At 51.3% G+C, this 13,908-nt stretch carries 16 protein-coding genes; 7 read left to right on the top strand and 9 right to left on the bottom strand.

Annotated elements, in window-relative coordinates:
- Nucleotides 1-7 precede the first annotated feature (7 nt).
- The 3 genes from GN241_12805 to GN241_12795 all read left to right on the top strand — a co-directional run bounded on the left by GN241_12805 (nucleotide 8) and on the right by GN241_12795 (nucleotide 1,841).
- Complete coding sequence (locus GN241_12805; protein ID XAT58155.1) at nucleotides 8-202, top strand: hypothetical protein; 195 nt, start codon at nucleotides 8-10, stop codon at nucleotides 200-202.
- Between the two features lie 378 nt (nucleotides 203-580).
- A complete protein-coding gene (locus GN241_12800) occupies nucleotides 581-922 on the top strand; it encodes a type II toxin-antitoxin system PemK/MazF family toxin (protein XAT58154.1) in 342 nt (113 codons plus the stop codon).
- A gap of 370 nt (nucleotides 923-1,292) precedes the next feature.
- On the top strand, nucleotides 1,293-1,841 hold the full coding sequence (locus GN241_12795) for a pyridoxamine 5'-phosphate oxidase (protein ID XAT58153.1): 549 nt from the start codon (nucleotides 1,293-1,295) through the stop codon (nucleotides 1,839-1,841).
- A 333-nt stretch (nucleotides 1,842-2,174) separates the two neighbouring features.
- On the opposite strand, the gene GN241_12790 is transcribed toward GN241_12795, so the two are convergent.
- From GN241_12790 to GN241_12775, 4 genes are all read right to left on the bottom strand, one after another.
- Nucleotides 2,175-3,194, bottom strand: coding sequence for a histone deacetylase family protein (locus GN241_12790; GenBank protein XAT58152.1), 1,020 nt, complete (start codon nucleotides 3,192-3,194; stop codon nucleotides 2,175-2,177).
- 126 nt (nucleotides 3,195-3,320) lie between these two features.
- Entirely contained in the window at nucleotides 3,321-3,800 is a 480-nt protein-coding gene (locus GN241_12785; protein XAT59282.1) for an NADH ubiquinone oxidoreductase, read from the bottom strand.
- A 150-nt stretch (nucleotides 3,801-3,950) separates the two neighbouring features.
- Nucleotides 3,951-4,796, bottom strand: coding sequence for an FAA hydrolase family protein (locus GN241_12780; protein ID XAT58151.1), 846 nt, complete (start codon nucleotides 4,794-4,796; stop codon nucleotides 3,951-3,953).
- Nucleotides 4,797-4,800: 4 nt separating this feature from the next.
- Nucleotides 4,801-5,727 carry a 2-dehydropantoate 2-reductase gene (locus GN241_12775; protein XAT58150.1) on the bottom strand — a complete coding sequence of 309 codons (927 nt, stop codon included), beginning with the start codon at nucleotides 5,725-5,727 and terminating at the stop codon, nucleotides 4,801-4,803.
- Between the two features lie 300 nt (nucleotides 5,728-6,027).
- On the opposite strand from GN241_12775, the gene GN241_12770 reads away from it, so the two are divergent.
- The 3 genes from GN241_12770 to GN241_12760 all read left to right on the top strand — a co-directional run bounded on the left by GN241_12770 (nucleotide 6,028) and on the right by GN241_12760 (nucleotide 8,794).
- Nucleotides 6,028-6,681, top strand: coding sequence for a methyltransferase domain-containing protein (locus GN241_12770; GenBank protein XAT58149.1), 654 nt, complete (start codon nucleotides 6,028-6,030; stop codon nucleotides 6,679-6,681).
- Nucleotides 6,682-6,748: 67 nt separating this feature from the next.
- Nucleotides 6,749-8,140 carry a TolC family outer membrane protein gene (locus GN241_12765; protein XAT58148.1) on the top strand — a complete coding sequence of 464 codons (1,392 nt, stop codon included), beginning with the start codon at nucleotides 6,749-6,751 and terminating at the stop codon, nucleotides 8,138-8,140.
- 114 nt (nucleotides 8,141-8,254) lie between these two features.
- Complete coding sequence (locus GN241_12760; GenBank protein XAT58147.1) at nucleotides 8,255-8,794, top strand: hypothetical protein; 540 nt, start codon at nucleotides 8,255-8,257, stop codon at nucleotides 8,792-8,794.
- Between the two features lie 92 nt (nucleotides 8,795-8,886).
- Here GN241_12760 and GN241_12755 read toward each other — a convergent pair whose 3' ends face one another.
- The gene (locus tag GN241_12755) at nucleotides 8,887-9,207 is read right to left on the bottom strand and encodes an elongation factor P (protein XAT58146.1); all 321 of its coding nucleotides are present in this window, start codon (nucleotides 9,205-9,207) and stop codon (nucleotides 8,887-8,889) included.
- A 212-nt stretch (nucleotides 9,208-9,419) separates the two neighbouring features.
- Between GN241_12755 and efp the strand changes: the two genes are divergently transcribed.
- On the top strand, nucleotides 9,420-9,983 hold the full coding sequence (efp, locus tag GN241_12750; GenBank protein ID XAT58145.1) for an elongation factor P: 564 nt from the start codon (nucleotides 9,420-9,422) through the stop codon (nucleotides 9,981-9,983).
- A 7-nt stretch (nucleotides 9,984-9,990) separates the two neighbouring features.
- Here efp and GN241_12745 read toward each other — a convergent pair whose 3' ends face one another.
- The 4 genes from GN241_12745 to GN241_12730 all read right to left on the bottom strand — a co-directional run bounded on the left by GN241_12745 (nucleotide 9,991) and on the right by GN241_12730 (nucleotide 13,773).
- Complete coding sequence (locus tag GN241_12745) at nucleotides 9,991-10,662, bottom strand: hypothetical protein (GenBank protein XAT58144.1); 672 nt, start codon at nucleotides 10,660-10,662, stop codon at nucleotides 9,991-9,993.
- A 132-nt stretch (nucleotides 10,663-10,794) separates the two neighbouring features.
- Entirely contained in the window at nucleotides 10,795-11,562 is a 768-nt protein-coding gene (locus GN241_12740; protein XAT58143.1) for a folate-binding protein, read from the bottom strand.
- Nucleotides 11,563-11,813: 251 nt separating this feature from the next.
- Nucleotides 11,814-12,494 (bottom strand): ATP-binding cassette domain-containing protein, encoded by a 681-nt coding sequence (locus tag GN241_12735; protein ID XAT58142.1) that lies wholly within the window; start codon nucleotides 12,492-12,494, stop codon nucleotides 11,814-11,816.
- Nucleotides 12,487-13,773, bottom strand: coding sequence for a lipoprotein-releasing ABC transporter permease subunit (locus GN241_12730; protein XAT58141.1), 1,287 nt, complete (start codon nucleotides 13,771-13,773; stop codon nucleotides 12,487-12,489). The genes GN241_12735 and GN241_12730 overlap by 8 nt, the downstream gene beginning before the upstream one ends.
- Nucleotides 13,774-13,908 lie beyond the last annotated feature (135 nt).

Here is a 13,908-nt window from a genome sequence, read left to right as displayed (position 1 = left end):
AGCGGATATGGTTGATCGAATGATAAATGCAGGGACATGGAGCGGGGCGTTTATCTCGGCCTTTGGCGCTTTAACGATCAATCAATGGTTGGCGATTGGTGGCTTTTGCCTCGCCGCAGCGGGGTTTCTGGTAAACTTCTGGTTTAAATACTCGTTGCTGAAAATTGAGCGCTCAAAACTCAGTAAAAACTCTGAAACTTGAGGGAGTTTACCCCCTTGGTGTAGGTGGCTAACACAAAGCCTCCGCGACTATTAAATATTTGACACCACTCGTGTAGGTTGTAATCTATCTCCATATTTTATGGAGAAATTTATGTTGAAGAGTAGATATGCAGTTTTCAGGTATACAATCATAGATGCCGGTAACCGAGATATTCATTCAGAACAACGTTTGGAACCCATATAATTAACTAGGCCCATTTGATGATCAGTATTCGATGTGGCCTGACTTTTTTTCGCACCAGAAATAAAACGCAGTTAAGCGCAAAAAGAAACAACCATTAATTTGGCTATTTCGTATAATCCCAAGCGCGGAACAATAGTTTGTGTGAACTTCGATTAGGGCTTTCGTGTTCCTGAAATGGTAAAGTCACGTCTTTGTATTGTAATCTCGCCGCCTATCAAGGCGCGGCCTGGGTTGTGCACAGTTATTCCCCTTAGCCAGTCCATGCCAAACCAAATACAAAAGTATCACTGCGAGATACAGATACCTTTCCAGATGCCGCGAAGATGGGGGAATGATCCCAGGTGGGTGAAGGGAGATATGGTTTGCGCTGTTGGCTGCCATCGGGTAGATCTGTTACGTTTAGGAAAAGACTCTAGCGGGAAGAGATCTTACCAGTTGAACACCCTTTCGAGCATAGATTTACGAGAAATTAGTAATTGTGTTCTACATGGGCTGGGTATTCCCCCTTTCACATAGAGAAAATTCGTGACTAAATTAATAAATGAGGTGGCACTGCTTCGGCATCCACATTGAGACCCTGACAAGGGCCACTGGCCAACTAAACGAAAGCAAGTTTTGGTCAGTGCTGTGAAGCCCCATTGGCGTAAGCTCTTGGGGCCTTTGCTTTCTAAGCAGCTAGTTCAGCATATAGGCCCTCAGCATTACTGTGGGCCTACGTTTCCCCGCCTTTTGGGGGCATTTTTTGTTTTGGAGATCCTATGCCGGGATGATATTGGCCGTTCTTGATTAAGCGCTTGAATGCTTTAATTGTGGATTACGGGGGGGCATTGGCTCTTTCCCATGTCAGTCGGCTTACGCTCCACTCTTGTCACAGAAGGCAAACCACATGAAAATCTCGCTTCCAAAGCTTTTGGATCAGGCATGGGGCCTTCTAGAGGAAGGGCAGGTGGATGGGCAGTCGCCCTTCCGTGTGATGTCCTTGGCGACAGTGGATAGAGAGGGCCAACCACAGGCGCGCCATGTGGTGCTGCGCGACGCTGATCGCGCGGGTGAAAATTTGGAATTTCATACCGATATTGGCAGTTCGAAATGCGCCGAGTTGCAGGCCAATCCACAGGCTCAATTATTGTTTTGGGATCCGGATCGCGCCATCCAATTGCGGCTTCACGTGCGCATCGCATTACGCCAAGATGCCCATCGCGATGCGCAATGGCAAAACGTACCCGGGCCTAGTCAAATTGCTTATGGCAAAACCCCGCGTACCGGCATTGCGATCCGTGACGCCTTTGCCTATGCGCTCACACCGTCGAAATCGCAGTTTATGGTTTGCAGTTGTGCGGTTCAAAAGCTTGAGTTCCTTTCGCTCAAAGAGCAACATTTCCGCGCGGCATTTCAAGCTGATGACCGCTGGGCCGGAACATGGCTTTCGCCCTAATGTGATCAACTAAAGAGATGTTTCAGGCGGCAAAACCCGCAAAAAATGTTAAGTGCCATTGCGGGATGGAGAGGGTGATTTTGTAAAACCTGGTTGCGCCGGTATTCAGCAACTGCGCAAAGCCGGGCAGTGGCGCCAAAAATCTTGGAAGACCGGCGCCTCGGGCGCGCGAAATTTTGAACGTAAAGCCCTGGCATGCAAAGACATAAGACACAAAACAAGAATGAGAGCAGCAGTAAAAATATCGCCTTAAGATCTGTTTTACTTGAGCTTTTTTACAAGCCCCACTTTTTGCCCTAATACGCAAACATATGTTTGGGTTTATCTGCGCCATCAGGCTGCAAATCCTGTAAGAGCTGCGGTTAAATTTGTGCCTAATTCTGGGCAAATATACCCGCCTTCTTGAACCAAAAGAATCGGGCAGCCCAAAGCGCTGATGGCCTGTCCAATTCGGGTGAAGCCCTCGCTGCTCACTGCAAGGCCCTGAAAGGGATCTCCTTCATAAGCGTCAAGGCCCAGGGCAACCACCAAACAATCGGTGCCATAGGCTTGAATGTGTTCCAAAGCTTGCGCAAGAGCGGTTAAATAATCGGCATCACCACTGCGGCGGGGAAGCGGCAGGTTCAGGTTATAGCCTGCGCCCAAACCAGCTCCGGTTTCAGCGTTGTGCCCCCAGTAAAAAGGATAAAACCGCGCCGGATCGGCATGAAGTGATACGGTGAAAACATCATTTCTGTGGTAAAAAATATTCTGCGTTCCGTTTCCGTGATGCACGTCTATGTCCAAAACGCTGACGCGCCGGCCGGCTTTGCTTAAAAGATCCGCAGCAATAGCGGCATTGTTCAAAAAGCAAAACCCGCCAGCCAATTCGCTCATGGCGTGATGGCCAGGGGGGCGGCATAGCACGTAGGCGCGGCTGCCCCCCTGCAGCATATGTTCTGCCCCAGCGATGGCTGATTGAGCCGACCAATAAGCCGCCTCCCATGTTTGGGCGGAAATTGGGCAGGCTGTATCGGCTTGATGAAACCCCGCCTGACCCACCGCAGAGGCTGGATAAGAATCCACTCGGTTGGCGGGGTGGATATTTGGTATCACCTCATCACCACCGTCTTTCATCCGCGACCAGCGGGTATAAATATTTTGTAAAAACGTCAGATAACGCGGAGAGTGGATGGCGCTGATGGGGACAAGCCCGTAATCGCGTGGGGCCTCAAAAGCACAGCCTGCGGCCTCAGCGCCTGCCTTTAAAATTTCAATACGTGCGGGGGTTTCGGGGTTCTCTGCTTGGCGGCCATTAAACATGAAATGCTTTGGATTGTGCAAAATTTGCCTTGGGTCTAAAAAACTTTTCATACGCATCCTCTTTTTGGCTGGGCCAAGCCTAACAGGCCCAACGCGGTGGGGATATCAAAATATCGCGGATCGCTGTGATGCCTCTATCTTGGCTGATAATTTTTTATCAGGGGCTACCATCTTTATTTAATAAAACCCGATTTCATCTATCCAAAGATCTGCGTGGTGGTCTTTTCCGTAGGCGACGATACCTAAGCTTGAAATACTCGCGGGGTCGATTTCTGTCCCCAAGACCCAGCCGGATCGTTCAAAGCTGGAAAACGGTATTGAAAAGCTTTGCCAGTCTGAATTGCTGTCAAAGCTGGCCTGATAATAATGCCAGGGAAGCCGCGTTTGTTTTGTCCGCAGATGCAGGTAATAGCGCTCTCCATTGCCTTTAACTGTGAGCGTCACACCTTGAGAATTAGGGTAATCGGAGCCGTTGATCTCGCGGCGTATTTGGATGAATCCACCATTATTCTGCGTGGTGACCCAACCCGACAAATGCGCGCTAAAGCGGGCATCGGCTTTAACGAAATTTGCTTGGCCTTGTGACAAACCGCCCATCACTTGATCGGAAAAATAACGCCAGCGGCGTTCCGGCTGCTCTTCAAATGCATCGATCATCTTTGTATCGCTCCAGCTGGGGCTGATGAGCAGGCTAAAAATCAACCCGTAGATCCATTTGGTCATCTGCAATTCCCGTAAATTTCAAAACCCTGACGAGGGAGAGCTAGCGCGCATGAGACGATCGCCAAGTCTGGGCGCTGCGCCAAATTAGGCGCGTGCAACGCGGTTTTTCAGCGATAGCTGCGCGCCAACTTGAACCTCAACAAGGTCACCCGGGCGCAAAAACGCTTTTGGGTTGCGGGCGCCGCCCGTCCCATCTGGAGAGCCGGTTGCAATAACATCTCCTGCTTCAAGCGGAAAAAGATGCGAGATATAGGCGATTTGCGCAGCGACTGAAAATACCATTTCTTTGGCGCGGCAGCTTTGGCGCAATTCGCCGTTCACAAAGGTTTTGAGGCGCAATTCATCCGGATCATCCAGCGCATCTTTGGTTAGAATTGCCGGTCCCCAAGATCCAGAATGATAAAAGTTCTTGCCTGCATAAATGCTGTGCTTTTGCCAATTGCGTACCGAGCCATCATTCAAGGCGGAATAGCCTAATACATGATCCAAAGCCGTTTCTTCGCTGATTTGAAACGCAGGCTTGCCAATCACCACGGCAATCTCGCCTTCGTAATCAAAGCTTTGGCCGGCCATGCCAGCGGGGGGCTGCAGCGGCTCGTGATGGGCCACCATGCTGCTTTGTTCTTTTCCAAAAAGAATAATATGCTCTGGATCAGGCGGCGCCACCCCGTCAACCGGATAGGGTTTTCGATAATTGAGCCCAACGCAGATGATTTTTGAAGCATTGGGGATTGGTTGGCGCAATGTTACCGCTTCTAAATCGATGCCCGCCTCCAGTTGCGCTTTTAAAACATCCAGCGCATCATCGGCGATCAGGTCTTTTAGGCTGGGCCAGCGCCCTAGAACATTCGCAGTCGCAGGAAAAAACAAGCTTGGCCCAAGCACGCCATAAACAGGGGTATTCTTTACGAAAGCAGAGGCAAGCAGCATAGCGTTAACCTTTAAAACTGGCTTCTTTGAGTCGGACTTTGGCGACCAAATCATCATTCACAGGGGTGGGAAGGCCCAGTTCTTTGCTCAACACAGGAACCATACCATTAATCGCGTCGAGCTCAGAGGGTTTTTGGGCTATGAAATCCAATAACATTGAGGGGCGCGCATCGGGCATCTGCGCTCCAAAAGCGGTTACATAGGCCACCGGATCTTCGAAGCTAAACGCGATATTTTTAGCTTGCCCCAACCGATAGGCCTCTTGCATTGCAGCCAGCGCAACCATCCAATGATCCGGATCCGCCATCAAAGCGCCTACGGTTTGCTCATAGACAGTGCAGGGCGCGCTAAAGGTGACGTTGCATAAAAACTTTTCCCAAATCAATGTGTTGATATTTTCAAAGGCTTTTGCGTTGAACCCGGCGTTTTGAAACAGCGCTTCCATTTCGCTGAGGCGGGGGGTTATGCCGCCCGTGATTTCACCGATACGGATAAGCTTCATCGCGTTGTGATGGGCGTGTCCGGGGCCTTTCATCGATGCCCCAAAGCCATCGGCCACCCCGAGCAGCACGTTGTGCATCGGCATATGCTGGGCAAGGCGCCGATCTGCACCCAAGCCATTTTGAATGGTTAAAACCAAACAATCGGGCCCGATGACAGGAGCAATGGCTTTCGCCGCGGCAGCAACGCCCGAGGCCTTCGTGGCAATCACGCAGATATCGCATCGCCCGACTTGTGATATATCAACGCTGGCCCTCAGCGTATTTATAACCCGATCACCGCTTGCCCCTGACAAGCGTAAGCCTTTAGCATTGATCGCCGCCACATGCGCCGTCCAAGAATCAATAGCCCATACCTCATGCCCGGCTTCGCTGAGCATACCGGCATAAATTGAGCCCATTGCCCCTACACCGATAATCGCAATTTTCATATTTGGCGCCCCCGGCCTTTTTGTTCGCTTGCTGGCGGTTGCCTGGGCAAGCCGCGTTATCTCGGGCCGTGAAGGTAACGGTCGTGATTTCTTTGTCCAGTTGCTTTTCAACTCTAAGCGATAAAGATCCGTATCGTGCGTTAGGTTTCGGCTCAAGGCAACATTTCGGGCAGCGGTTGTATGAAATTTACAGCGCTGGCCAGAAGCCATGATTTTTCAAACCCAAAATCAACGTGGCCGTTGCCCCTGCGCGCGCTTTATGTCAAAACGCGGGCAATTGTAGATTGATAGAGCGCCAATATGAGTGATTTCGCAGCCCGCCGTTTGATGATGGTTGATACCCAAGTCCGCCCTTCGGATGTAACCAAATTTCCGATTATTCAGGCCATGTTAACCGTTCAGCGGGAATTATTTGTGCCGCGGGACAAACGCGAAGCCGCTTATATCGGTGAAAATGTCGATTTAGGTGATGGCCGCGTTTTATTGGAGGCGCGCAGTTTGGCAAAAATGTTGGACGCTTTGGACCTTCAAAAAACAGATTTGGTGCTCGATATTGGCGCTGGGCTTGGATATTCCTCGGCAGTAATGGCGCGGATGTCTGAGGCGGTTGTGGCGCTCGAAGATACCCCCGAGCGCATCGCAGAGGCGCAAGATGCCCTCACCGAAGCTGAGGCATATAACGTTATTTTACAGCAGGGTGACCTGGCTGAAGGGGCGGCGCAGCACGGTCCTTACGATGTGATCGTGATTGAGGGTGCGGTTGAGATAGTGCCGCCAGGACTTGAAGCGCAGCTAAAAGAAGGTGGCCGGATTGCGTGTATTTTTTCTGATGCTGCGTTGGGCACAGCCAAAATTGGATATAAATTGAATGGTCGGGTGACGTGGCGGGCGCTGTTTAACGCGGGCGCTCCACTCTTGCCGGGCTTTCAGGCCGCGCGTGATTTTGCCTTGTAAAGCGCGCTCCTTGGGCTAAGCTTTTTTCAGGCAGGGTGGATATGTATTGTAAGGGTTGATGTGCACGATGAAAGTTTTCAAAACACTAAACTTGTTTATTTTATCGGTTGTGCTGGCGGCACCCGTAGGGGCTGGAAGCCTGCAACAAACGCTCGTGGATGCCTATAATAACAAGGGCCTTTTAACGCAAAACCGCGCTTTGCTGCGTGCCGCAGATGAAGATGTAGCGGTGGCGGCTTCTGCGTTAAAGCCGGTGCTGAGCTGGAGCTCGAGCTTGCAGCGACAGTTTGGTTCCAGAAACACCGCGCCACTGAATACCACGTCGGGTATATCCACGAATTCCGCAAACCTTGACGTGACAGCGGCGTTAACAATCTACGATGGTGGGCAAAATAAACTTGCTATAGCTGCCGCGAAGGAAGCAGTGCTCTCAACGCGTCAGTCGCTTATTTTGGTTGAACAACAAGTGTTGTTTTCAGCGATTGAGGCCTTTGTGAAAGTGCGCCGCGATATTGAAATCGTGGGGCTGCGTGAAAATAATGTGCGCGTGATTAAAGAGGAACTGAGAGCTGCTCAGGATCGCTTTGACGTGGGTGAAATTACCAAAACGGATGTCGCTTTTGCCGAAGCGCGCCTGGCTGCGTCAACCAGTGCTCTTGCCGCTGCGCAGGCGAATTTGGTTCAGGCAAAAGAATCTTACAAACAAGCGGTCGGCAAGGCGCCGGGAAAATTATCGGCGCCGAAAAAGGCGCCCAATCTTCCGGGCAAAGCGTCTGATGTAAAAGAAAAGGCGTTGCGGGTGCATCCCGAACTGATCGCGCTCCAGCATGATATCAAGCAAGCCGAGTTAAACGTGCTGCGCGCAGAAGCAGGCACTGGCATGACGGTAAAGCTTTCAGGCTCGCTGGGCTATTCAGACAGTGAAGGGGATAATTTCTCAAATTCAAATTCTTTTGGTGTCTCTGCAACGGGTCCGATTTACTCTGGTGGAAGATTGTCGGCTTTGGTGCGCCAAGCCAAAGCGCGGCGTGATGCGCAGCGGGCTGGTCTTTACGTGACAAAAGCCAAGATTGAGCAACAGGCGGGCAGTGCGTTTGCTCTGTTGCAGATGGCCCGTGCGAGCCGGGCGGCAACCGATGAGCAAATACGCGCCGCGGTGGTGGCGTTTGAAGGCGTGCGTGAAGAAGCCGCCGTGGGCGCGCGCACGACGCTGGATGTTTTGAATGCAGAACAAGAATTATTGGATGCCAAAGCAGACCGGGTAACCTCGCTTACCGATGAGGTGATCGCCGGGTACCGTGTGTTGATGAGTATGGGTCAGCTCACCGCAGAATCGTTAAATCTTCCAGTGCAAAAATTTGATCCGGCCGAATATTATAATTTGGTGAAATCTGCCCCCACCAAACGCAGCGTGCGGGGCAGCAAACTGGATCGTGTTTTAAAGGCGCTTTCGCCCTGAATTTAATGCGCAACACGCCTTGCCTAGGGTGATAATGTGGCAGTTTCTGCCTTTCACTTGTGCGTAAACTCTATCAACGTTATATTTTTGTGAAGGCTGGTAAAGGCGATCTGGATGGACGGACCTGTTTCACAAGCGAATCTGAGTGACCTTTTGGTATCGCTTAAGCAACTAATTGCGGATGAAGAAAGTGAAGCGGCAGATCCGGTTCTGCGGAAAAAAGCCGAAAGGTTGTTTTTAGACCCGTCCCTGCGGATCAATGCGGGCGGACAGGAGCCGGCTGTCGAGCGCATTGTGCGCACGCTTAGTTTAAAAGATAAAGTTGCAAAACTGGAAGGTTTAATCGATTTGGGTGCCGGCTCAGAGCCAGAGGTACAAAAAAGTATTCTGACTGATGATGGCCCCGAGATCTCAACTTTTTCTTCTGGCATGCCGATGCATGCGCGCGATCACAGACCGAGAACGCCAGAAAATTCAAGCGCGATACAGAGCTCGGATAGCTTGTTGCAAATGGATAACGAAGACCTTGAGCTGATGATTTCTGAAATCATTCGGCGCGAGTTGCGCGGTGTGCTGGGCGAAAAAATCACCAAGAATGTGCGCAATTTGGTTCAGCATGAGGTGCGCGCAGCGTTGAAAGCTAGTGACGGATAAGCGCAAGCGGATGAACAATCTGGGGAGGCTGCATGAAAAAGGCGCCAGATCTGAAGATCTAACGCCCAAAATCTAGTTCATAGCTGAGGTAGTTATGCCGCCTCTGCCTGCTGGGCTGCGTTGCGGCGTTCGCTTTCTTCGCGTGACAGCGCAACAGAGGTTCTGACGCCTTTGCCCACAAATTCCATCAAACCGCTCACCACGCGCTCATTTGGATCAATTCCAGCGCATGACAGAACTTCGCGTCCGTCGCGCGAACGAGCCCAACGGGCAATCTGCTCAGGTCCATTGCCGTATTTCTTATCATCAGCAATCGCATCATCTAGAGCGGCCAAAACCACAGCTGCAAATAATTTGCGGGCCCGGTTGCCTTGCTCGCTGTTAAACGCTGTTGCGTCCACAAAATCTTTCATTTCGCGTCCTTTATTCTTGCTCTTGTATTTTTGACGTAACGTTGCTTATGACCTATTTGAACCGATTCGGGTAGCCTTATTTTGCATATCTCCCATGCGTCCTGTGCATGCCTTGTGATCTGCTACCTTCCCTTCGAATAGGTTGCCAAGCCCTTGTGGCGTAGATATAGGGTGGCGCAACGTAAATTCAACTTCTTTATATCAGGTGTATGATGCCCAAAATAAATGGTAATGAAATTCGTCCAGGTAATGTTTTAGAGCATGAGGGAGGGCTATGGGCCGCCGTAAAAGTCGATCATGTGAAGCCGGGCAAAGGCGGTGCATTTGCTCAGGTTGAGATGCGTAATTTGCGCAACGGATCAAAACTTAACGAGCGTTTTCGCAGCGCTGACAAGGTTGAAAAGGTACGGCTCGAGCAAAAAGACCAACAGTTTCTCTATGAAAGTGACGGCATGCTGGTGTTCATGGACGCCGAAACCTTTGACCAGATCGAACTTCCTGCCGAGCTTTTGGGTGAGCGGCGGCCGTTTTTGCAAGATGGCATGACAATCGTGGTTGAATTTTACGAAGAAGAAGCGCTAAATGCGTCGCTACCGCAAAAAGTGGTGTGCCAAGTGGCTGAAACAGAACCTGTAGTTAAAGGTCAAACAGCGGCAAATAGTTTCAAACCTGCGATTTTGGATAATGGCGTGAAAGTGATGGTACCGCCCTTTATTGCGCAGGATGAAAATATCGTGGTGAACACAGAGCTGATGGAATATTCCGAACGCGCCTAAGCCGCTGTCATTTAGGCTGCGTGAAGAGATGCGATAGCACGCTGAGACAGAATGCGATCGCCGGACCGATGCCGAAGGCAAAAAACAGCGTTCCAAGGCCAAGCGTGCCACCAAGGGCAAAGCCTGCCAGAACCACCATCACCTCTAAGACGCTGCGCACCAAGGCCAGAGGGTGGTCGCTCAGCGCTTGCAGCCCGGTCATTAAACCGTCGCGGGGGCCGGGGCCTAAATTTGCAATAAGATAGATCGCTCCCCCTAGCCCCGTGGTGAAAACACCCAGAAATGCGAGAACAATCTGCAGTAGTAAATCTTCAGGCCTTGGCAGATACGGCAACGAAAAATCTAACATAAAGGCGATAATCAAGGCATTGAGCAAGGTGCCTAGCCCTGGTGTTTGGCGCAGCGGGATCCATAAAATCAACACGCTGAGACTGATCAAGAAGGTTGTGATGCCAAGGCTGAGATCTGCGGTTTTGGCGATCCCCTCGGCCAACACCGTCCAAGGGCTGACGCCGATTCCCGCCGCCACCAAAAGCGCCTCTCCCAAGCCAAAAAGGATCAACCCGAAGACCAAACCCAGAAATGATCTGAAGGGCGGGCGCACGGTTAAAGCGCGCGGGGCGCTCCACCACAAGCGCGGAACCGATTTAACGGTTAAAAATTTGAAGGTGATCGGCATGATATAATGCCTATCTCTTTGGGCGATCTAGAGGTAGCGGCCGTATAGGTTCGGGCAGAGGCTTGTGACGCGGGCGCCAGCACATCGGCCGTTCGCGGATGATAATTGAGGTGTGTATAAAACACTAAATCTTCACTCCTCTGCGCGATCTACAACCGTAACGGGCACGCCGGCCGCCGTCATCTCATCGCTGATGCGGTCAAAGCGCAGATAAGCCAAGGCCGCAGTGCCGCTTTGGGCGCCGATAAACCCGACCTCTTTGCCTTTGGAAAGAATTGGCGTGTGAGGTGCAACCGCCTCGGCGCAGGTGACGCGGCGCAATCCTTTGCGCAATTGGGTTTTATGCTTCATTCTTGCGATGATTTCTTGTCCGACATAACAACCCTTTTTGAAATCAACGCCGTTCATCTGTTCGAACCCCATTTCTAAAATATAGCTATCGGGTGTTAATTCGCTGGGGGCTTCGGGAATGCCCAAGCGAATGCGATGGGCCTGCCAATCAAATGGCATTTCTGGGGGCAGGTCTTGACCGTAAAGTCGCCAGCCCATCTTTGGGTGCCGTGGATCTTGCAGCGCGCCCTCAGGCGCCCTCTCCACGCCGCGCACCAAGCTCAAATCTGTTTTCTCAAGGTGAACGTCAGCGCGTAAGCGGTATAGCATCAACTTTTTTTGCAACGCGGCCGCCATCTCTTGGTCAATATCCATCATTACATCTTCGCCATCCGCGAATAGAAAGAAATCATATTGAAATTTCCCTTGGGCGCTGAGCAATGCCGCATAGACCAGACCGTGGTCGGTTTTATGGATGTCATTGGTGATCAATCCCTGCAAGAAGCTGCGATTGTCTTTTCCCGAAATCCGAATAATGCAACGCGCATTGGGTTTTTTTTCTGCTAGCATAGTAGGGCCTCCAAATTGGTTGCAATATAAGGCGCCGCGTCGGAAAACGAAACCGGGTTTTGCCTGATGTTACCGGGCGTAAAAGAGCCCTGATTGCCTTCATGGTGTTTTTAGCGGCATTGGCAAAACTGCTTTTTTAGAGGGTCGTTTAAAACATATCCATGACAACAATGTGGCCACATCTAATTTTTCTGTTATCGCATTCATTCGATACCAATTGTGAGGCGGAGTAACGCTTAGCGCCATCGGCTTTATCCCCGCAGCCGCCCCTGTTCCAAAGTGATGGTGCGATCCATACGCGATGCCAGCGCAGGGTTATGCGTTGCGATCAGCGCGGATAGCCCGGTTCGGCGCACGATGCGTAACAAGGCGTCAAACACTTGCTCAGATGTGGCTTGATCCAGGTTTCCGGTTGGCTCGTCGGCCAATAACAATTTTGGGCTATTTGCCAAAGCTCGGCAAAACGCGACGCGCTGTTGCTCGCCCCCTGACAATTCGGCGGGCCGATGTTGGGCGCGTTTTAGCAACCCTACGGCCTCTAATAAGTGCAAAGCGCGGGTTTTGGCCGCAGATTTTCGATGTCCATCCGCCATTTGCGGCAACATAATATTTTCAGCTGCGGAAAATTCAGGCAGCAAATGGTGAAATTGGTAAATAAACCCAATATCGCGGCGGCGAATGATCGTGCGGCGGCGTTCCGATATGCCCGCCAGATTTTGCCCAGCCACCAGCACATCCCCCGTATCGGCTTGATCCAAAAGCCCTGCGATATGCAATAATGTGGATTTTCCCGCCCCTGAAGGTGCGGTCAGCGCCACAACTTCGCCCTTTTCAAGCAGCAGATTGGCCCCCAAAAGCACATCAATCTGATTGGATTTATTTTGGTTATAGGATTTCTTTAAATCCTTTAATTCCAATATTGCATCACTCATAGCGAAGCGCTTCCACAGGGTTTAAACGCGCCGCCCGGCGGGCGGGAAATAGGGTGATGAAAAAGCTAAGGCCCAAAGAAAGCCCGATGGCCGATAAAACATCCGACAGGTATAATTCTGCGGGGATTGCGTAAAGGCCGCGGATGCTTGGATCCCAAACCCCGCCGCCGGCCAGATAATTGACCAGAGAAAAAATCGTATCGATATAGATCGCAAACAGGCATCCCAAAACCACGCCAAAGACTGTGCCGATCAACCCGGTTCCGGCGCCGCAGATGAAGAAGATGCGCATAATCGCGCCTTCACTCAGCCCCATCGTGCGCAATATTCCGATATCACGGCCTTTGTTTTTCACCAGCATCACAAGGCCAGAAATAATATTCATTGCTGCAATCAACACCAAGATCGACATAATAATAAACATCACATTATCTTCTATCTGCAAGGCGCGCAGGAAATTGCCCGATGCCTCCTTCCAGCTCCAAAGCTGCGCGCGCGGGCCTGCGGCGTGCAGCAAATCGGGGGTCAAGCGTTCGATCTGTTCTGGATTGGTGACCATCACCTCGATTTCATCTGCGGCGCCTTCCATATTGAAATAGGCCTGAGCTTCGGAAAACGGCATATAAAGGCGGGTCTTATCAATATCATAGCGTCCTGCGGTGAAGATGTAGGTGATCGGATAGCTTTTGACCCGCGGGCTGGTGCCAAAGGCCGTTTTGACACCATCGGGCGAAATAAGCTTTATGCTATCGCCCAAGCGGGCGTTTAAAAGCCGCGCGACGCCTGATCCAATCGCGATGCCGCGGTCAAAATCTTCTATTCTGCCTTGAAAGTTTTCCGGGGCGGCGATGCGGGGCAAACTGTTCAGATCCTTTGGAGATAAGCCAAACACTTGAACACCGGTGTTCGTGCCGCCATAGCTTGCCATCACTTGACCTTTGACCAATGGCGCGGCGCGCGACACGCTTGGAAGCGCGCGCAATCGATCGGCCATGTCTTGATAGTCGTAAATTTTACGGTCCAATTTGCCGGCCTCATTGGCAATGGGAAGCTGATACACTGTGATATGGGCATTGGCGCCCAAAATAGTATCGACCAGCTCGCTGCGAAAGCCGGAGCGCACCGCCAATGTGGCGATCAACGCAAATACGGCCAGCGTGATTCCGATCAGGCTGATCCAGGTCATCACGCTTACACCGCCCTCGGCGCGACGCGCGCGCAAAAAGCGCCAAGCGATCATCCATTCAAAAGCGGCAAACGGGGCGGGGTTGCGTGACACTTAAGCCTCTTTTTTGGTTTCCTCAGCAGTACACGGCTTGGCAAAAGATCACAAACCTTTGCTGCTGCTTTCGCGAAAAATATATCACTGACGCAGAAAATCTAAATTTGCAGCGCGGCGGGTCATTGTGCTCTT

The organism is Rhodobacteraceae bacterium IMCC1335 (assembly GCA_039640495.1).
Taxonomy (GTDB): Bacteria; Pseudomonadota; Alphaproteobacteria; order Rhodobacterales; family Rhodobacteraceae; genus Thalassovivens.
Note: the sequence above shows the minus strand (reverse complement) of the source record. Positions and strands in the feature narration are given on the sequence as shown.